This window comes from Photobacterium lipolyticum, from assembly GCF_003026475.1.
Taxonomy (GTDB): domain Bacteria; phylum Pseudomonadota; class Gammaproteobacteria; order Enterobacterales; family Vibrionaceae; genus Photobacterium; species Photobacterium lipolyticum.
In genome coordinates, this window is sequence record NZ_PYMC01000007.1 from 147,271 (window position 1) to 165,321 (window position 18,051).

The following is an 18,051-nucleotide window of genomic DNA, read 5'->3' on the forward strand; positions in this document are numbered from 1 at the left end:
ACTCCATGTTTTTACTATCGGCAACCTCTGTAGAAAGTTTAAACAATAATTGCCGATAACCCACACACATGACAAAAATCAGGCCTAATCGATGAATTTACGCAACGCTTGCACAAACTCCTCAGGATGAGAAATAAACGGTGCATGCGATGCCGAGGCAAAGACTTGCCGCTCTGACCGCGGTGCCAGCTGATCTAATTCCGTCGCAATTTTCACCGGCACCAGGCTATCTAACCGCCCGTACAACCGTAACCAGGGCTGGGAGATCTGCGCGACCTGTTCCCGTAAATCGACTTCAGCCAGCAGGCGCAGGCCAACCGATAAGGCTTCCGGGTTCGGCTGCGGACGTGACAGCACCGCTTGCTTAAGCTGCTTAATATCTTGCCTTGCCGTTGGGCTACCCATGGCCTGTAACGCCATAAAACGCTCTACCGTCAACTGGAAGTCTTTTCCTAACTGCTGCCGAAAATCATCTAACACCTGAGGTTTGATCCCTCGCCATCTGTTTTCTGCCGCAAACCTCGGGGAACTCGCGACCGTAATTAAACGCGAGACCCGCTCCGGGGCTAACAAAGCGGCCTGAGTTGCTACCAAACCGCCTAGTGACCAACCCAACCAGGCTGCCGACATTGGTGATTTATTAAGCAATAGATGTGCCATTTCTTCAATACTATCAACCTGCATCTCATGGCTGTGACCATAGCCCGGCAAATCCAGCCAGTGCACCCGAAAATGCGGCGTCAGCAGCGGCAGTACCTGTTGCCAGACGGCACCGTTCATTCCCCAGCCATGAATGAGAACCAGATCCGAACCTTGCCCTTCCGTTTGCCAATGTAGCGTGGTTGTCATTTACACTTCCTTCCTTTGACGCAATAGGATGGCAACGATGTTATCCCCTTCATCGCTAAGATCAATCTTTCAATGGACCAACCAGCAATGCCAGCTGTGCCATCTGCCGTTGTCACCCGGTGAACGGGTATGGTGCCATCATTGTCTGGCCAGTTTTCCCCAGCCGCCTTATTGCTCGCATTGTGGCGCCACCACCCTTCTCCCTGTCAGCCATTGCGGCCAGTGCCTCACATCCCCGCCGCCATGGCAGCGGTTATACCGGCTGGGCGAATATGATTTTCCGTTGCGCCAACTGATCCACCAGCTTAAGTTCGGCAAAAAATTCTGGCTGGCACAACCTTTGGGCCTGCTGCTGGCACAGCAAATAGATGAGCCTGCACCGGTTATCTTGCCGGTGCCACTGCACCCTTTGCGCCGCCTTTCCCGCGGTTTCAACCAAAGCAACAATTTGGCCCGGGCTATTGCCACAAGTACCGATAGCCGGTGTCTGCCCCATGGCTTTTGCCGCATACGCCACACTAAAGTTCAGAAACAGCTGACGAAAAAGGAGCGCGAGAAAAACCTGTATCAAGCCTTTATACTTAAAGCAAAGCAGTTGCCTGACCATATCGCCATCGTCGATGATGTGGTGACCACCGGCAGCACGGTCACTGAGCTCACCCACTTACTGCAAAACGAGGGTGTTAAGCGGGTCGATATCTACTGTATCTGCTATACGCCAGCGATGAAATGATCACAAAAATCACCCAAACCGGCGGTGAAATCATAGTTGCAAAGAATAAGGGGGTGATAGAAACTACGTCTAAGAGTAGAATAGGTTAAATCTTACTAAATAAGTCAGGTATTACGTTGTGTCTATGATCACTATTTCTGAAAGCGCTCAGCAGCACTTCGGCAAGCTTCTTGCCCAGCAGCCTGAGGGTACCAATATCCGAGTTTTCGTGGTTAACCCAGGGACTCAAAATGCAGAGTGCGGTGTCTCTTATTGCCCACCAGAAGCGGTTGAAGCGAGCGATACTGAAATTAAGCTCGAACTGTTCTCGGCTTATATTGATGAACTAAGTCTGCCTTTTCTGGATGATGCTGAAATTGATTTTGTTACTGACAAAATGGGTTCACAGCTAACGTTGAAAGCACCTAACGCCAAAGTACGTAAAGTGTCTGACGATGCCACACTGATGGAACGTGTTGACTATGCTATTCAGACTCAGGTTAACCCGCAGCTAGCCGGTCACGGTGGTAACGTTTCCCTGGCAGAAATCACTGAAGACGGTGTGGCCATTCTGCAGTTCGGCGGTGGTTGCAATGGCTGTTCAATGGTTGATGTCACCCTCAAAGAAGGGATTGAGAAAGAGCTGCTGGCTCAATTTGACGGTGAACTTACCGGCGTGCGTGATATTACCGAACACGCCCGTGGTGAGCATTCGTATTATTAAGTGTTTAGAAGCAGAAGCTAAAAGGTCTTCGACGTTTATATCTCTGTTTTTATCCACAAAAAAAGCCGCATCATGCGGCTTTTTTATAATTCAACTTTATCTTTACGAGTCAAGCAAGGTGATAGTCACCGAACGGCGCCCCCAGTTTCTGGCCGCCTGAATATCTTTGCCCATGTAGATATCAATCTTCCGTGACCAGCGCTTGTGCATTTTATCCAACACCACGTACTCCCCGGGCAGCCCAGAAATTTTCACTTTCGCGCCTCGGGTCAGTCCCATTCCCAGCAAATCGCGGGAGACGGCGATCACTTTCATTCCGGGCTTTAACTTGTCACCCCAGGCGGCTTGCGTTGGATTGGCATTCGTTTGTGCACGTACCGAATTGTACGCTGTCGCTGTCACTTTAAGTTTTTTTACTTGCCCGTGAGCCAATGCATCGGCTCCCCAGCCAAACGCCATCACGGTCAGCAAAAAAACAAATATCGTTCGTTTCATCTAAATCACCACTCAACAATTGTGCACATTTTAAACAAATTGATAGGCGGATGTGTAGAGTTTTTTGTCGTAAAAAGAATCAATAACAGTTGAATAATTCTAACTAACTGTTTGCACTGGCGGGTTCCAGGAAAATATTATTCTGCCATTGGTAAGCAAATATGACAGCTAGGCCAATCCCGCGCATGGCCATGAAACCGAGCATCGCCCCCCACAGGGCGTGATTGCCAAAATCACTCAACCACCACCAGATAGCAAAAAAACAACATACCGCGACAAACATGCTATTACGCATTTCTTTACCCCGGGTCGCGCCAATAAAAATACCATCCAGCAAGAAACACCACATCGATACTAATGGCACGGCCGCCAGCCACGGTAAATACTTCATCGCCTCTTGCTGTACCGCAGGAAGATCTGATATCACCCCGATAATTTCACGGCCGAACACCGTGAAGGCCAGTGTCAGGAGAAGAGAGATGATCAGGCTCCAGAACGTGGTACCAATCAGGAAGCGTCCCAGGGCGTCGCGATCTCTGGCCCCGATGGCTTTGCCCACCAAGGCCTCCATGGCGTAAGCAAAACCGTCCATTGCGTACGACACCAGCATCAGAAAGCTCATTAGTACCGCATTGGCCGCCACCACGTTGTCGCCCAGCGTTGCCCCCTGAAACGTCATAAAGACAAACGTCAGCTGCAAACACAAACTGCGCAGAAAAATATCCCGATTCAGTTTCAGCAGCCGTCCCATGCCATGGCGCACACTGATGATTTTATCTCTGAGTGAGGGCAACATCTGCGCCAGCCAATGCCGGTAGACAAACCACAACCCGAGTAACAACCCGCTGTAATCGGCCAGAACCGAAGCCGCTGCAGCGCCTTGCACCTTCCAGCCAAATCCGAGCACAAACAACACATCGAGGATGATATTCACCAGATTGGTGGCGATCAGCAGCCACATCGGGGAACGAGCATTCTGCGTTCCCAGCAGCCAGCCCATGATGACAAAGTTGGCGAGTGCGGCCGGCGCGCCCCATATACGGATAGTGAAGTACTGCTCAGCGTAAAACTTCACCTCTTCACTGGCACTGCTGAGATGAAACACCAGCGAGGCAACCGGTTGATGGAACACAATCAGCACCAATGCCAGCAACCAGGCCATGGCAATGCCCTGAACGAACACCCCGGCTTGCGCATCTTTATCACTGGCACCATAGGCCTGAGCACATAATCCGGTCGTGGCCATCCGTAAAAAGCCGAGCAGCCAGAACGTCATGTTGATCATCGTGCCCCCCACGGCCACCCCGCCCAGATACCAGGACTGATCCAGGTGGCCGATCACCGACGCATCAACCAGCCCCAAAAGCGGCACGGTAATATTGGATAACACCATAGGGATCGCCAGCGCAAAAACCTGACGATGTAATGAGACATTCTTTAACGCTGCTAGCACTGCAAACCCCAAGCCTGATGGCGATCGATTACAACCGAGATCAGAAAATTAATATGACACCACAGTGTAGCGACTTGCTGCCGGTGACAAAAGCCACCGGCAGTGATTAGAGGAATAAATCTAACGGGGCGTTACCACCATTACAGCAATGCCATTAGCCAATGATCGGCTAACAGCACCACAAACAGCACTAAGAGATGCCAAATTGAATACTTGAAGGTTGCCCAGGCGTGGCCGACCGTATCGGCAAATTTCAGCTTCACCGCATAACCAATAAAACCGACATTCAGTATACTGCTGCCAATCAGATATAAGCCTCCGCTCATGCCTGTCAGCCAGGGCAGCAAGCCAACGACAAAAAGAATGACGGTATAGAGCAGCACCATCGTTTTGGTAAATTCAATGCCGTGCGTCACCGGCAGCATCGGAATACCCGCTTTGGCATAATCTTCTTTGCGGTGGATAGCCAACGCCCAGAAGTGCGGCGGGGTCCAGGTAAAGACCAGCATGACCAGTAACAGGGCATACGGATCAAGCTGCCCGGTCACCGCCGTCCAGCCCAGCAACGGTGGCGCTGCCCCTGCCAATCCGCCGATCACGATATTCTGCGGCGTGGCATGTTTTAGCCACACGGTATAAACCAGCGCATACCCCACCAGACTGGCCATGGTGAGCCAGGCCGTCAGAGCGTTTAGTGCCAGCAGCAGAGCAAACCCCAGCACCATTAAGCCGGAAGCAAATAACACCGCTTTATACGTCGCTACCCGGCCTTTGGCCAACGGGCGGTGATAAGTACGCGCCATCTGAGCATCTAAACGGCGATCCAGTACATGGTTAAACACCGCCGCCGCCGCTGACTGAAAACCGATCCCCAACAGCCCGAGCACAACCGCTTTTGCGGGTGGGATCCCCGGCACCGCCAGACACATTCCGACCAGGGCAGTAAGCAGTAGCATTGCCACCACTTTCGGTTTGGTCATGGTGAGATAATCACGCCATAATGCCGGTTTCACCTTTTTTAAGGGTGCCGCCCTGGATTGAACGGTGGTTTTGCCGGCAGCGGTGCTCCCGCCATTTCCTAACAACTGAGATTTAGCCATGGCTTCTGCCCTCCGGTGCCATTTTGTCCGTGTATCGCTGAACATCTCGCCAGCAGTAAAGATGGTAATTAGTCGCGACCAGCATCAGTAACAGGATCACCCCGACCAGATTATGTCCGACGGCAACCAGCAGCGGCAGACTCGCTACCACATTGGTGATCCCCAGACAAAGCTGCAAAGCAAGGGCAATGCCAAGCCCCAGACCGTACCGACGCGGTACGGATTGCCGCCATAAACGCCACATCAACAGCACCAGAACGGTGGTTGTCACCATGGCACCGATCCGGTGGGCGACATGGATCGAGACGCGCTGATGGTAATTCAGCACCCCATATTGATAACTGTCATGTTCCGGTTGGATCGGCTCAAAGGCGCTCACATCAAAGTGCTGCTGCCAGTCCACTTCACAAATTGGCAATTGGGTGCAGGCAACGGCGGCATAGTTTGCTGCTGTCCAGCCACCCAGGGCGATCTGTCCTGCGACCACCAGCAACGCCACCAGCCCCATAATCTGTAACGACTGTGGTGGCGAAAATGAGTGGCGTGATAAAGACGCTTTCGGTAAAGAGGGCTGGATCTCACGCTGACGGATTCTCAACGCCAGTAGCAACAGTAAAGACGCGGTGGTAAAGCCGCCAAGCAGGTGTCCCATCACCACCACTGGCATCAGCACCAGAGTGACCGTCCACATTCCGAGCAGAGCCTGGAAAATGACGGTAACCAGCAGCAAGGCAGGCAGCCGTTTTGGCGTCGCGGGACGTCGCCAGGCGATGATATTGATCACCAGGATCAGCAGGCCTAAACTGCCGGCAAAATAGCGATGAACCATCTCATTCCAGGCCTTGCTCACCTCAACGGGTATATCAGGAAAGGCCTGCTGAGCCAGCAGTTGCTGCTCGCTGCCTTGCGGTACTGAGATAAAGCCATAACAGCCGGGCCAGTCAGGACAGCCCAGCCCGGCTTCCGTCAGGCGGGTATAGGCTCCCAATGCGATAACGCACAAAGACAAGACAAAGGTCAGATAGATGAGATGCTTGAAGCTGAATAATGACATGGGCTTAACCTATCCTTGAGACTTTCAGCAGCCGTTTCAAATCGCGCAGCAGATCTTTGCCCTGCGCCAGAATAGCGGTTTTGCCTTGCGCTAACGGGTAGGCCATCATCACGTTCCCGAGAGGATCGGCGAGATAAATAGCGGCGGTACCATACTCCAGCGTCTCGATCTGAGCCACCACATGATCAGGGATCCTCATCAGCTGCAACCCCGCGGTGAGCGTCTGCATATCTGTTGGACTGGGTATAATAACCGCCGGCTTTTGGAGCGCAGCCAGAGATTGAACCGCGTTATCCGAGGCGAATGAGGCTGGCAGATCAACCACCAATACCACACTGCTGACACGCTTCTGATCCGCACCGATGGCCTGCGGCACCTGGCGCAAATTAAACAGCGCCCCCTGACATAGCGCATCACACGATGGTGGCAACAAATAGACCAGCTGCCATTTACCGGGTTCCGTCAGCCAGTCTGATGCCAGCGGGAAAGCCAGCAGCTGACCGCGATTGGTCACTCCCCCCTGATACCAGTTGAGATCCAGGACTATTTTGGCCAGCAGCAAGGGCAGCATAAAGACCCCGAGTAGCAGCAATAACATTCCATGTCTCTTCATATACGGCTCCTTTTAAGCCACCAAAACGCCAGCCCGGAGACCGCAACGGCCAGCAGGAACCACTGCAGAGCATAGGCATAGTGCTTTTGCGGTCCCATCACGACCGGGATCCAGGTTTGTTGTAATGCCACCGCATGGTCGGGATCGATCTGCAATATCCACGGTTGCAGCGGCAGCTCCATCTGCCGTGAGAGTTGATCAAGATGAATATTCTGCACCCGCAGCGGCCAGCTTTCCCCTAACGGCTCTGCCGCCAGCTCAATGAGCAGTGAAGGCGGAGCAATGACACCAGAAATACGTAACTCGCCGTGATGCTCAGGCAAGACCGGCACTTGTTCACGGTAAACGGGTGCCGCAATCCAGCCCAGATTCACCAGCAGCCAACCATCATCAACAGCAAATGGATACAGCAGGTGGTAACCCGGCTGACCGCGGTATAACTGGTTATCAAGCAGGACGGCTTTGCTGTGATCGAACCGGCCATGGACGGTTAAGCCATACCACAGCGGCTCATCCGGCAAGCTGGCCAAACTGTAATAAACCTGTTCGCTGCGGCGCTCCAGCACGGTGTTAAGCGCTTCTTTTTCCTCGGCGCGAGACATTTGCCACAGGCCTAACTTGACCAATACCAGCATTACCGCCACAGTAAAAAGTATGAATCCGATCCTTCGCATACTTATCCTTATGTTCCGGAGACGCCATGCTCATCAAAGCCATCATCGTCTGCCTGCTGATCTTCATTGTGCTTAACCTGTTCCGCGCCTTGCCTTTGATGCTCAAAAGCAACCCGGCTGAAAAACCTGCCTCGCATTATCTGGGGCGCCGAATCGTATTCTCCGTTATCGCATTTGCCATTCTGCTGGTTGCGGTGGCCACCGGCGCTATCGAGCCAAACCCAAGGCCATATTGAATTCAGAGTCGAGAAACTAGTACCGAGAATCGAGAGTCGAGAAGCTAGAAACTCGCCCCTAAAACCTCGCACCTAGAAACTCGCCCCTAAAACCTCTCACCTAGAAACTAGCCACTCGCCACTCGCCACTCGCCACTAAAGTATGTAAACAAACACAAACAGGCACAGCCACACCACGTCGACAAAATGCCAGTACCAGGCACCGGCCTGAAAAGCAAAATGCTGCTGTGCTGAAAAATGGCCTTTCACTATCCGGCACCAGACAATGAATAAAATGATAGTGCCTAAAGTCACGTGTATGCCGTGGAAACCGGTCAGCAGAAAGAAAGTATTGCCGTAGATCCCGGCATCGAGGGTCAGCCCCATTTCATGGTAGGCATGGACATACTCGACCCCCTGCAGGTAAGCAAATAAGCCGCCTAACAAGACCGTTAGCAATAAGAACAGGGTGACGCGGGTGCGTTTATCTTGCTCCAGGGCGGTATGGGCGATATGGACGGTGACAGAGGAAATAAGCAGGATCAGGGTATTGTACAAGGGCAACCCGAATGGCCCCATAGCCTGGGTTTGTGTGCCGTCCGGGGTGGTCAGCAACGGCCACTGCGCGATAAATTCCGGCCACAATACAGCGTTGGTCATCGCATTATTACCGGCCCCGCCGAGCCAGGGCACGGCAATCATCCTGGCATAGAACAACGCGCCAAAAAAAGCAGCAAAGAACATCACTTCCGAAAAAATAAACCAGCTCATGCCCTGGCGAAACGAGCGATCCATCTGGGCGCTGTACAGCCCGCCCATCGACTCGCGGATCACATCACGGAACCAGCCCGTAAGCATAAACAGCAGCAAACCCACCCCTGCCAGCAGGATCCATGGCCCCTGGCCACCGAACAGACCACCGACCGTTGCCCCTGCGCCGAAGGCGATAAGAAACAGCGCCACCGCCCCGACAATCGGCCAGATACTCGCTGCCGGCACATAATAATGCTCATGGGGATGAGGGATGGATTGATCATGCTCTGTGTAAGGATTCGACATCTTCAACCTCATTGCGTTTGTGCCGTGCTCTCCGGCTGGGCGTTATATAGCGTGTAAGCCAGGGTCAGGGTGTTTATCTCTTCCGGCAATTCCGGATCGATATAAAAAACCAATGGCAGCTCAGCCGATCCCCCCGCCTCCAGTGGCTGGTGGTTAAAGCAAAAACACTCAATCTTATTGAAATAGCGGGCTGCCTGGCCGGGCGAGACCGAGGGTACCGCCTGCCCGACCGAGCTGTTCGCCGTCAGATTACGGGCCGCATACTTAATGGTCTGGATCTGACCCGGGTTAACCACCACCCGGGTGACTTGCGGCTCGAATATCCAATCCATTCCCGGATTGATATAAGCGACAAATTCCACCGTGACTTCCCGCCCGCGATCAACTTCCCGGCTCTGGCTTGCCGGCGTATTCGCCGTTTTGCCATTGATCCCGGTAATATCGCAAAACACGTCATACAGCGGCACCAGGGCAAAGGCAAAACCAAACATCACCACTGCCATCAGCACCAGGGACCACAGCGAGCGTTGTTTTGCGCGATGATCTGTCGGCCTGTCATGGCCGGGCGGGATCTGCTCTGGCTGCTGGCTCATATCACGTTCCTTTACTTAATCGATTTTGGGCGGGGTCGAAAAAGTATGGTGCGGCGCAGGGGAATCCACCGTCCACTCCAGCCCTTCGGCACCTTCCCAAGGCTTGGCGGCGGCGGGCTCTCCGCCCCTGACGCATTTAATCACCACCCACAAGAAGATCAGCTGCGACAGGCCAAACATAAAGCCGCCGATACTGACCACCGCATTCACATCGGCAAACTGCAACGCGTAATCAGGAATACGGCGCGGCATTCCCGCCAGCCCCAGGAAATGCATCGGGAAGAACAGAATATTGACCGACACCACCGAGCACCAGAAATGCCACTTCGCCAGCCGTTCATCGAACATGTGACCGGTCCATTTCGGCAACCAGTAATAGGCCGCCGCCATGATCGAGAAGATGGCGCCCGATACCAGCACATAGTGGAAGTGGGCCACCACAAAATAGGTATCGTGATACTGGAAATCGACCGGTGTAATGGCCAGCATCAGGCCGGAAAAACCACCGATGGTGAACAGCACGATAAAAGCAATGGCAAACATCATCGGGATTTCAAAGGTCAGCGAGCCGCGCCACATCGTGGCGACCCAGTTGAAGACCTTTACCCCGGTCGGCACCGAGATCAGCATGGTGCAGTACATAAAGAACAACTCGGCAGCAACGGGCATACCGGTGGTAAACATATGGTGTGCCCAGACCAGGAAGCTCAGCCCGGCAATCGAGGCGGTGGCATATACCATCGAACTGTAACCAAACAGCTTTTTACGGGAAAAGGCAGGTACAATCGCCGAAATGATACCGAAGCTCGGTAAAATCATAATATAGACTTCCGGGTGACCGAAAAACCAGAAAATATGCTGGAACATCACCGGATCGCCCCCGCCCGCGGCATCAAAAAAACTGGTTCCAAAGAACTTATCGGTCAGTACCATGGTCACCGCACCGGCCAGTACCGGCATCACCGCAATCAGCAGAAACGCGGTGATCAGCCAGGTCCAGACAAACAGCGGCATTTTCATATAGGTCATGCCCGGTGCCCGCAAATTGATAATCGTGACAATCACATTGATTGCCCCCATGATCGAGCTGATCCCCATAATATGGATAGAAAACACAAACAGCCCGGTACTTTGCGGACTGAATGTCGTCGATAGCGGGGCATAGAAGGTCCAGCCGAAGTTTGGCCCGCCCCCTTCAAGAAACAGCGACGACAGTAACATGGCAAAGGCAAAGGGCAGGATCCAGAAGCTCCAGTTATTCATCCGTGGCAGGGCCATATCCGGTGCGCCAATCATCATCGGGATCATCCAGTTTGCCAACCCGGTAAAAGCCGGCATGACGGCCCCGAATACCATGATCAGGCCATGTATCGTGGTCATCTGGTTAAAAAAGTTAGGCTCAACCAGCTGCAGGCCCGGCTGAAATAACTCGGCCCGGATCACCAGTGCCATCACCCCGCCAGTCAGGAACATGGCAAAGCTGAACATCAGGTAGAGTGAACCAATATCTTTGTGGTTGGTGGTAAACAGCCAGCGCTTAAGACCGGTCTGGTGAGGGGCGTGGGTCTGATGCGTTTCCGTTTCTTCACCTTCCGTCTGCTCGCGTAACATATCCGTCATCGATCATCGCCCCTTATAAATCTTCACCGTTAAGCACTGCCTGCACTTCTGCTGCCTGTACCGTATCGCCCGTATTGTTACCCCAGGCATTACGTTCGTACGTTATCACCGCAGCCAGCTCCTTCAGACCTAATTGCGGACCAAAAGCCTGCATCGCGGTACCGGCACGGCCATGCACCACCACACTGATATGTTCTAATTGCCTGCCTGTATCAGACGCCACACCCACACCTGCCAGTGCAGGGAAGGCACCGGGAATGCCCTGGCCATTAGGCTGATGGCACATGGCACAACGGGCGAGATAGGTTTTTTCACCCAAGCCCATCAGCTCATCCATCGACATTTCCATCGCCAGCAAACGCTGTTCTTCTTCACGGGCCTGCTGCTGAGTCACCTTGGTCATCTGCAGCCACTCTTGATACTCAGCCAGAGGTTTTGCAATCACCACAATCGGCATAAAGCCATGGTCTTTACCGCACAACTCTGCACATTGGCCACGATAAATACCCGGCTTATCAATCCGGGTCCAGGCTTCGTTGATAAAGCCTGGGTTGGCATCTTTCTTAACGGCAAAATCCGGGACCCACCAGGAGTGGATCACATCTTGCGAGGTGATCAGGAAGCGCACCTTCTGGCCAACCGGCAATACGAGCGGACGATCCACTTCCAGCAAATAATTTTCGCGTTTCTCTCGGGTATTATCGATTTGCGCCGGAGATGTGGCGAGAAGTGAGTAAAAATCTATATCTTCGTTAAAATAGCGGTAATGCCACTTCCATTGCGAACCGGTAATTTGAACGGTGAGATCGGATTGGGAGATATCTTCCATAGCCAGCAAGGTCTTCGTTGCCGGCACAGCCATCACGATCAGAATGACGAAAGGAATGATGGTCCAGACGATCTCGACCTTAGTACTTTCGTGGAACGAAGCAGCAACGGCGCCGCGGGATTTACGATGATGAAGAATTGCCCAGAACATCACACCAAAAACCACAATCCCAATGACGACGCAGATGTAAAAAATGGTCATATGGAGATCAAAAACCCGCTGGCTAACCTGAGTTACCCCTTGCGTCATGTTCAACCGCATACTTTCGGTTTCGGCAGCTGCGGGTAGCGCCCAAAAACCTACCATTATTGTGCTGATCAGTTGGCGAATCATCACCCTGATCCCTCCCTCTGTCATCCTGACATTCATCAAGAACTGGCCAAAGAAAAACATTCACCCATAAGACACCATGGATAACAAGTGCAGCAACACCTGGTGGCGATTAACACTTTATTAACATTCAACTTAGGACAAGATCAGTGAAATGAGCAAAGAATTGCCGGCAAATAATAAAAAGGGATAACAGAGGTATGCTTGTGCCAAGCAGTGAAAAAGCAGAGATAAATTAATGATGCGAGTAAGTTCTACAGATGAATATACCCAAACTGCCTCAAGGTGCGAGATTCAGAGCTTCCTCTGGGAACTCAATTCGAATGGAATGTGTGTTGGAATGGCGTTCCCTTTCAAACACATTTTGTGATGAAGTGATTATCCAGCGAACTGTAGCAACTCATGGACTCACCCAGGGCAAGTCCATTACCGAGCCGCTACACATGGCGTAGCGGGAAGCATTCGTTTTGCAACGAACTACATCCAGTCAGCGTTACGTATAACCCCGACGGCAATGCCTTCAATCGTTAGCTGCTGGTGCTCGAGATCGACAACAATCGGCTCGAACTCTTCATTCTCGGCGTGCAACAGCACCTGAGCCCCTTGCTTATCCAGCCGTTTTACGGTGACATCATCATCAACACGGGCAACCACCACCTGGCCATTGCGGACATCCTGGGTTTTATGCACAGCCAGTAAATCACCGTCCATAATGCCGATGTCTTTCATGCTCATTCCATTGACCCGCAACAGAAAGTCGGCGCGAGGTTTGAACAAGGCCGGATCGACATCGTAATGGGTTTCAACATGCTCCTGAGCCAGGATCGGCTCACCGGCAGCAACACGGCCAATCAAAGGCAATCCTTGCTCTTGTGGCTCATCATTGTTAACCAGCACCCGAATACCGCGGGAGGCACCCGGGATGATTTCAATCACTTCTTTACGTGCTAAGGCTTTTAAATGCTCTTCAGCAGCATTAGCAGAACGAAAGCCAAGTTCACGAGCAATTTCAGCACGTGTTGGCGGCATCCCACTATCTTCAATTTTTGCTTTGATTAAATCAAAGACTTCTTGTTGGCGCGGCGTTAACGGCTTCATGGCTCACCTGTTTGTTTATACAGTTCACTGTGAGTATATCCAGTGTTTACGGGCTTGAAAAGGCAATTGTTTACGAAAAGAACAATTTGCCGGAAATGCATGAACCATCGTCCGGTTATCACCCGGCCCATGGTTGCAGCCACCCTTGATACCTAACCCTTGCTAACCTCGTCATGCCCGCGCCCGGGAAGAGTTGATCAACGGAATTAGTAATTTATGGGAAACATCATTCAAATTGATGACTTTACGTTGATATCTCGCATTTTCGCTGCATGAGCGCCACTATTTTCTGCTATCCTAGCCACGCATTAAGAATTCGAGGCTAGTAAAAGACATGTCAAGTTGGCAGAAAATCTATCAAAAATTACTGAATTTGCCGCTTTCTCTGCTGGTTAAAACCAATTCAATTCCTTCTGATCCGGTCAAAGATCTGGAGTTGGACTTAGAGCGACCAATTATCTATATATTACCGTTTCGGTCTAACACCGATCTGATGACTCTGCGCAGCAGCACCCAGGAGCGGGGATTACCGGATCCGCTATCTCCGCTGGTGATTGGCAACCGCCAATTCCCCCGCTATGTGTATGTCGCTAACGGACCAAGTATTTTTGGCACCAATGGCGAATTACCGCAAGAATCTATCGATCTGTTTATCGAGTTGCTGGAGCAGCACAAACAGGATTCAGAGCTAGATATCCAGCTGGTGCCTGCATCGATTTTATGGGGGCGTAAACCCGGTAAAGAAAGTAACCGCAGTCCGATCCTGCATCCGCTTAACGGCCCGGAAAAATTCACGGCCATTCTAGGCCATGGCCGCGATTGCCTGGTACGCCTGAGCACGCCGGTATCATTGCGTTACATGGCAGACAACCACGGCACCGATGACGCCATTGCCCATAAACTGGCGCGGGTGGCGAAAATTCATTTCTCGCGTCAGAAAATTGCAGCTTCGGGGCCCCGCCTGCCTGATCGCCAGGCACTGTTTAAGCGTTTGCTGGCTTCAAAAGCCATCGACAAGGTCGTCAGAGAAGAAGCCCAGAGCCGGGATGTGCCGATTGAAAAGGTGCGAAAAGAAGCCATCGATATGATGGAAGAAATTGCGGCCGATTTTTCTTATTCCCTGATCAAAAAAGGCGAACGTTTCCTTGGCTGGCTATGGAACAGACTATATCAGGGGCTCAATATCAACAATGCCCAGCGGGTGCGTAAACTGGCACAAGACGGCCATGAAATCGTCTATGTTCCCTGTCACCGCAGCCATATGGATTATCTGCTGTTGTCGTACGTTCTGTATGAAGAAGGGCTGGTTCCTCCGCATATTGCGGCAGGCATTAACCTGAACTTCTTCCCGGCCGGCCCTATTTTCCGCCGTGGTGGTGCGTTCTTTATTCGCCGCAGTTTTAAAGGTAATCGCCTCTATTCCACCGTGTTTCGCGAGTACCTGGCTGAACTTTTTGCCAAAGGTTACTCGGTCGAGTACTTCAGTGAAGGCGGCCGTTCCCGTACCGGTCGTTTGCTGCCCGCTAAAACCGGCATGCTGTCGATGACGATTCAGGCCATGCTGCGTGGTCTGAACCGTCCTGTCACCTTAGTGCCTGTCTATATCGGTTACGAACACGTGATGGAAGTGGCAACCTACGCCAATGAGCTGCGCGGTAAACGCAAAGAAAAAGAAAACGTCGGTCAGGTTCTGCGTACTTTGCGTAAGCTGCGTAATCTGGGCCAGGGCTATGTTAACTTTGGTGAGCCTATCCCGCTTAACCAGTACCTCAATGACAACGTACCTGACTGGCACAATGACATTGACCCGATCGAGCCGCAAAAACCAGGCTGGATGAACCCTGTGGTCAATCAGCTGGCAACGAAGATGATGACCCATATCAACGATGCCGCAGCAACCAATGCCCTGACCCTGTGTGCACTGGCGCTGTTGTCATCGCGCCAGCGCGCACTAAGTCGTGAAGAGCTGGAGCAGCAGATCGATAGTTATCTGCAAATTCTGCGCAATACACCGTATTCCAGCCAGAGCACCGTTCCCGAAGACGATGCAAAAGCACTGGTCGAGCACGCTATCGCGATGGATAAATTCATTGTTGAACGTGACAGCCTGGGAGATGTCGTCTCGCTTAACCGTCAGCAATCAATATTGATGACCTATTATCGCAATAACATCATTCACCTGTTTGCGCTGCCATCTCTGATTGCCCATATCGTGGTTCAGTATCAAAGTCTGACGGTTGATGAAATCCATCGACAGGTTGGACGGCTGTATCCGTTCCTCAAAGCGGAATTGTTCCTGCGCTATGAAACAGAAGAACTCAATGACGTGATTGATTCGCTGATCCAGGAGCTGGTTCGCCAGCGCCTGCTATTAAGTGATGGCCAGACTATTTCACTCAATGGTTCCCGTATCGGACCACTACAACTGTTAGCCCGTACGATCACCGAGACACTGCAGCGCTATAGCATTACCCTTACCTTGCTATGTGCCGAACCGCAGATGATAAAGAGCGAATTGGAACAGCAAAGCCAGATGATGGCCCAGCGTCTGAGCCGCTTGCACGGCATCAATGCCCCCGAGTTCTTTGATAAAGGGGTATTTGCCATTCTGGTGAAGACCCTCCGCCATGAAGGTTACCTCACCGACGAGTGCCATGCAGTATCTCGCCCCGTTGAAAACCTCGCCGATCAGTTAGCCGCTCTGGTATCACCTGAAGTGAAGCTCACAATTCAGGCCGTCATTAACCGGGATGATAAGCAAGTAAATAACGAGTAAAGGGTGGCAAGGATCTAGATACTAGATACTAGATACTAGATACTAGATACTAGATACTGAAAATATCCCTACAAAGCTGGCTTAATGCCAGCTTTTTTCTTGCCGTTAACATGCCATTATTTTAAATTGTGCAGCTTTTGACTTATCGGTAACCCAAAGCTCTGTAAGGTGTACAGCTATATAAGCTTTTGACCTACAGCACCCCCTAAGCCCAATAAGCTGTACAAGTAATAATCTGCCAATACCACTGACACAAAAAAAGCGCCATATGGCGCTTCTTCATTGAGTTAATTGGCGATCAGCCGAGGTACACGCTGATCCCCATACCGCCGCAAATCAGCATACCAACGTAATTATTGTTCAAGAAAGCCTTGAAGCATAATTCTCTTTCACGACTGCGGATCAGCATCTGCTGATACACAAACAGCGCTGCGGCAGCAAGCAGACACCAATAATAGGTCTGGTTAAGAGCCAGCATCTGACCAACAGCAATCAGTACCACCAGAGTGCTTAACTGCAATAAACCAATGATGATTTTGTCAAAACGCCCGAACAATATGGCTGTCGATTTGATCCCGACATGGATATCGTCATCACGATCAACCATCGCATACTGAGTATCATAAGCAATGGTCCATAGAATATTGGCAATGAACAGCAACCACGCTGCAGCAGGTAATTCACCCGCTTGTGCAGCATAAGCCATGGGGATCGACCAGCCAAAGGCCATGCCCAGGATAAGCTGAGGCAAGTGGGTATATCGCTTCATAAACGGATAAGCCGCCGCCAGCAATAAGCCGACGACTGACAGCATAATAGTCAGGGTATTCATGGTCAGCACCAACAGAAACGACACTAGGACCAGCAGGCCAAAAAGGCCTAACGCTTCACGCTCTGACACTTTGCCCGACGGCATCGGCCGGTTAGCCGTTCGTTTCACATGGCCATCAAAATGGCGATCGGCAAAGTCATTGATCACGCAGCCTGCGGCCCGCATAAAGATCACCCCGAGCACAAATACCGCCAGCACCGGCATATCCGGTAATCCATCGGCGGCCAGAAACAAGGCCCAGAGTGTTGGCCAAAGCAGCAGTAAACTCCCGATCGGGCGGTCAAATCGTGCAAGCTGCCAATATGCTCTCGCTTTGGTCATCGCTAACATTGGCTCTCCTTTGAGTAAACCGGTGCCTGCGTCAGAAATAATTCGGCCACCAGCAAAGGTTTATCATTTATCCATAAGCGCGAACGCCTTGCCCACAAAGGCTTCTCCTCAGAGCCGACATTGGCCACCACAAGCGCGTCACGACGGGCACTGCGATCAGTAAAGACTCTGAACCCTAATGGTATCTCGCCTAACTGCTCAAGATCACGCTCCTGCCCGGTCAGTGTCGATAGCGGGATTAAGGTACAGGCAAACACCCATGGCTGGCCATCGCCCCGCAACACAACCTTGCGCATCAGGCACTCCTTATCCCCGAGCAAGGCTCGCTCATCGTCTGATAACAAAGATTTATCTATTTTCTGCTGCTCGAGCAGAGAAACAGTAAATGTGTCACAATGCCGCTCAAGACGACGCGATAATGAATCGGGTTCAAGCAACCAATGCCCAAACTCTGTCCCCTCTAGTGCCACGGAATCTGGCGACTGCCAACAGGCGCTATCCAACAAGGGTTTATACAACTGTTTGAATTCCGACATTTTCCCAATACAAATTCTACCGGCCGAACATGAAAAGAACTTGGTAGAATGCGGTTAATTTATTACCATGAAGAAACACTATTGTAGCAAGCTGTAACGGATACGAATATCGTTCCGATCGAAAGATAGCAATTCATTGCGGAAAATTATGATAACCCT

General features: G+C 51.7%; 18 protein-coding genes. 4 read left to right on the top strand and 14 right to left on the bottom strand.

What is annotated here, in order from left to right; all coding sequences use genetic code 11:
* Nucleotides 1-84: 84 nt before the first annotated feature.
* Nucleotides 85-849, bottom strand: a complete 765-nt coding sequence (bioH, locus tag C9I89_RS11635; RefSeq protein WP_107283529.1) for a pimeloyl-ACP methyl ester esterase BioH — start codon at nt 847-849, stop codon at nt 85-87.
* Between the two features lie 37 nt (nt 850-886).
* Here bioH and C9I89_RS11640 point away from each other — a divergent pair, with 37 nt between their 5' ends.
* Both C9I89_RS11640 and nfuA read left to right on the top strand, forming a co-directional pair.
* Nucleotides 887-1,582 carry a ComF family protein gene (locus tag C9I89_RS11640; RefSeq protein WP_107283530.1) on the top strand — a complete coding sequence of 232 codons (696 nt, stop codon included), beginning with the start codon at nt 887-889 and terminating at the stop codon, nt 1,580-1,582.
* A 124-nt stretch (nt 1,583-1,706) separates the two neighbouring features.
* Nucleotides 1,707-2,285 (top strand): Fe-S biogenesis protein NfuA, encoded by a 579-nt coding sequence (nfuA, locus tag C9I89_RS11645; RefSeq protein ID WP_170107690.1) that lies wholly within the window; start codon nt 1,707-1,709, stop codon nt 2,283-2,285.
* 102 nt (nt 2,286-2,387) lie between these two features.
* Here the strand turns inward: nfuA and C9I89_RS11650 are convergent, their stop codons facing one another.
* From C9I89_RS11650 to C9I89_RS11675, 6 genes are all read right to left on the bottom strand, one after another.
* Nucleotides 2,388-2,744 carry a 3D domain-containing protein gene (locus C9I89_RS11650; protein WP_425440413.1) on the bottom strand — a complete coding sequence of 119 codons (357 nt, stop codon included), beginning with the start codon at nt 2,742-2,744 and terminating at the stop codon, nt 2,388-2,390.
* Between the two features lie 139 nt (nt 2,745-2,883).
* The gene (gene dinF / locus C9I89_RS11655; RefSeq protein WP_107283533.1) at nt 2,884-4,233 is read right to left on the bottom strand and encodes an MATE family efflux transporter DinF; all 1,350 of its coding nucleotides are present in this window, start codon (nt 4,231-4,233) and stop codon (nt 2,884-2,886) included.
* 140 nt (nt 4,234-4,373) lie between these two features.
* Nucleotides 4,374-5,378 (bottom strand): heme o synthase, encoded by a 1,005-nt coding sequence (gene cyoE / locus C9I89_RS11660; RefSeq protein ID WP_425440411.1) that lies wholly within the window; start codon nt 5,376-5,378, stop codon nt 4,374-4,376.
* Nucleotides 5,326-6,387: a COX15/CtaA family protein gene (locus C9I89_RS11665; RefSeq protein ID WP_107283535.1), complete on the bottom strand. Its 1,062-nt coding sequence runs from the start codon at nt 6,385-6,387 to the stop codon at nt 5,326-5,328. The genes cyoE and C9I89_RS11665 overlap by 53 nt, the downstream gene beginning before the upstream one ends.
* A 4-nt stretch (nt 6,388-6,391) precedes the next feature.
* The gene (locus C9I89_RS11670; protein ID WP_107283536.1) at nt 6,392-7,000 is read right to left on the bottom strand and encodes a cytochrome oxidase; all 609 of its coding nucleotides are present in this window, start codon (nt 6,998-7,000) and stop codon (nt 6,392-6,394) included.
* Nucleotides 6,997-7,674, bottom strand: coding sequence for an SURF1 family protein (locus C9I89_RS11675; protein WP_107283537.1), 678 nt, complete (start codon nt 7,672-7,674; stop codon nt 6,997-6,999). The genes C9I89_RS11670 and C9I89_RS11675 overlap by 4 nt, the downstream gene beginning before the upstream one ends.
* Before the next feature lie 26 nt (nt 7,675-7,700).
* Between C9I89_RS11675 and C9I89_RS11680 the strand changes: the two genes are divergently transcribed.
* On the top strand, nt 7,701-7,910 hold the full coding sequence (locus tag C9I89_RS11680; RefSeq protein WP_107283538.1) for a DUF2909 domain-containing protein: 210 nt from the start codon (nt 7,701-7,703) through the stop codon (nt 7,908-7,910).
* A gap of 135 nt (nt 7,911-8,045) precedes the next feature.
* On the opposite strand, the gene C9I89_RS11685 is transcribed toward C9I89_RS11680, so the two are convergent.
* From C9I89_RS11685 to lexA, 5 genes are all read right to left on the bottom strand, one after another.
* On the bottom strand, nt 8,046-8,948 hold the full coding sequence (locus C9I89_RS11685) for a cytochrome c oxidase subunit 3 (RefSeq protein WP_107283539.1): 903 nt from the start codon (nt 8,946-8,948) through the stop codon (nt 8,046-8,048).
* An 8-nt stretch (nt 8,949-8,956) separates the two neighbouring features.
* Nucleotides 8,957-9,541 carry a cytochrome c oxidase assembly protein gene (locus tag C9I89_RS11690; RefSeq protein ID WP_107283540.1) on the bottom strand — a complete coding sequence of 195 codons (585 nt, stop codon included), beginning with the start codon at nt 9,539-9,541 and terminating at the stop codon, nt 8,957-8,959.
* A gap of 15 nt (nt 9,542-9,556) precedes the next feature.
* On the bottom strand, nt 9,557-11,161 hold the full coding sequence (gene ctaD / locus C9I89_RS11695) for a cytochrome c oxidase subunit I (protein WP_107283541.1): 1,605 nt from the start codon (nt 11,159-11,161) through the stop codon (nt 9,557-9,559).
* 13 nt (nt 11,162-11,174) lie between these two features.
* On the bottom strand, nt 11,175-12,323 hold the full coding sequence (coxB, locus tag C9I89_RS11700; protein ID WP_107283542.1) for a cytochrome c oxidase subunit II: 1,149 nt from the start codon (nt 12,321-12,323) through the stop codon (nt 11,175-11,177).
* 474 nt (nt 12,324-12,797) lie between these two features.
* Nucleotides 12,798-13,418 carry a transcriptional repressor LexA gene (gene lexA, locus C9I89_RS11705; protein WP_107283543.1) on the bottom strand — a complete coding sequence of 207 codons (621 nt, stop codon included), beginning with the start codon at nt 13,416-13,418 and terminating at the stop codon, nt 12,798-12,800.
* A gap of 334 nt (nt 13,419-13,752) precedes the next feature.
* Here lexA and plsB point away from each other — a divergent pair, with 334 nt between their 5' ends.
* Nucleotides 13,753-16,194, top strand: a complete 2,442-nt coding sequence (plsB, locus tag C9I89_RS11715; protein ID WP_107283544.1) for a glycerol-3-phosphate 1-O-acyltransferase PlsB — start codon at nt 13,753-13,755, stop codon at nt 16,192-16,194.
* Nucleotides 16,195-16,492: 298 nt separating this feature from the next.
* On the opposite strand, the gene ubiA is transcribed toward plsB, so the two are convergent.
* Both ubiA and C9I89_RS11725 read right to left on the bottom strand, forming a co-directional pair.
* Nucleotides 16,493-17,356: a 4-hydroxybenzoate octaprenyltransferase gene (gene ubiA / locus C9I89_RS11720; RefSeq protein WP_107283545.1), complete on the bottom strand. Its 864-nt coding sequence runs from the start codon at nt 17,354-17,356 to the stop codon at nt 16,493-16,495.
* Nucleotides 17,350-17,892, bottom strand: coding sequence for a chorismate--pyruvate lyase family protein (locus tag C9I89_RS11725; RefSeq protein ID WP_107283546.1), 543 nt, complete (start codon nt 17,890-17,892; stop codon nt 17,350-17,352). The genes ubiA and C9I89_RS11725 overlap by 7 nt, the downstream gene beginning before the upstream one ends.
* Nucleotides 17,893-18,051: the final 159 nt, after the last annotated feature.

Excerpts from the sequence above, each read along its gene's own strand:
- bioH (WP_107283529.1), bottom strand. The coding sequence starts at position 849 with ATGACAACCACGCTACATTGGCAAACGGAAGGGCAAGGTTCGGATCTG.
- C9I89_RS11640 (WP_107283530.1), top strand. The coding sequence starts at position 887 with ATGTTATCCCCTTCATCGCTAAGATCAATCTTTCAATGGACCAACCAG.
- nfuA (WP_170107690.1), top strand. The coding sequence starts at position 1,707 with ATGATCACTATTTCTGAAAGCGCTCAGCAGCACTTCGGCAAGCTTCTT.
- C9I89_RS11650 (WP_425440413.1), bottom strand. The coding sequence starts at position 2,744 with ATGGCGTTTGGCTGGGGAGCCGATGCATTGGCTCACGGGCAAGTAAAA.
- cyoE (WP_425440411.1), bottom strand. The coding sequence starts at position 5,378 with ATGTTCAGCGATACACGGACAAAATGGCACCGGAGGGCAGAAGCCATG.
- C9I89_RS11665 (WP_107283535.1), bottom strand. The coding sequence starts at position 6,387 with ATGTCATTATTCAGCTTCAAGCATCTCATCTATCTGACCTTTGTCTTG.
- C9I89_RS11670 (WP_107283536.1), bottom strand. The coding sequence starts at position 7,000 with ATGAAGAGACATGGAATGTTATTGCTGCTACTCGGGGTCTTTATGCTG.
- C9I89_RS11675 (WP_107283537.1), bottom strand. The coding sequence starts at position 7,674 with ATGCGAAGGATCGGATTCATACTTTTTACTGTGGCGGTAATGCTGGTA.
- C9I89_RS11680 (WP_107283538.1), top strand. The coding sequence starts at position 7,701 with ATGCTCATCAAAGCCATCATCGTCTGCCTGCTGATCTTCATTGTGCTT.
- C9I89_RS11685 (WP_107283539.1), bottom strand. The coding sequence starts at position 8,948 with ATGTCGAATCCTTACACAGAGCATGATCAATCCATCCCTCATCCCCAT.
- C9I89_RS11690 (WP_107283540.1), bottom strand. The coding sequence starts at position 9,541 with ATGAGCCAGCAGCCAGAGCAGATCCCGCCCGGCCATGACAGGCCGACA.
- ctaD (WP_107283541.1), bottom strand. The coding sequence starts at position 11,161 with ATGACGGATATGTTACGCGAGCAGACGGAAGGTGAAGAAACGGAAACG.
- coxB (WP_107283542.1), bottom strand. The coding sequence starts at position 12,323 with ATGATTCGCCAACTGATCAGCACAATAATGGTAGGTTTTTGGGCGCTA.
- lexA (WP_107283543.1), bottom strand. The coding sequence starts at position 13,418 with ATGAAGCCGTTAACGCCGCGCCAACAAGAAGTCTTTGATTTAATCAAA.
- plsB (WP_107283544.1), top strand. The coding sequence starts at position 13,753 with ATGTCAAGTTGGCAGAAAATCTATCAAAAATTACTGAATTTGCCGCTT.
- ubiA (WP_107283545.1), bottom strand. The coding sequence starts at position 17,356 with ATGTTAGCGATGACCAAAGCGAGAGCATATTGGCAGCTTGCACGATTT.
- C9I89_RS11725 (WP_107283546.1), bottom strand. The coding sequence starts at position 17,892 with ATGTCGGAATTCAAACAGTTGTATAAACCCTTGTTGGATAGCGCCTGT.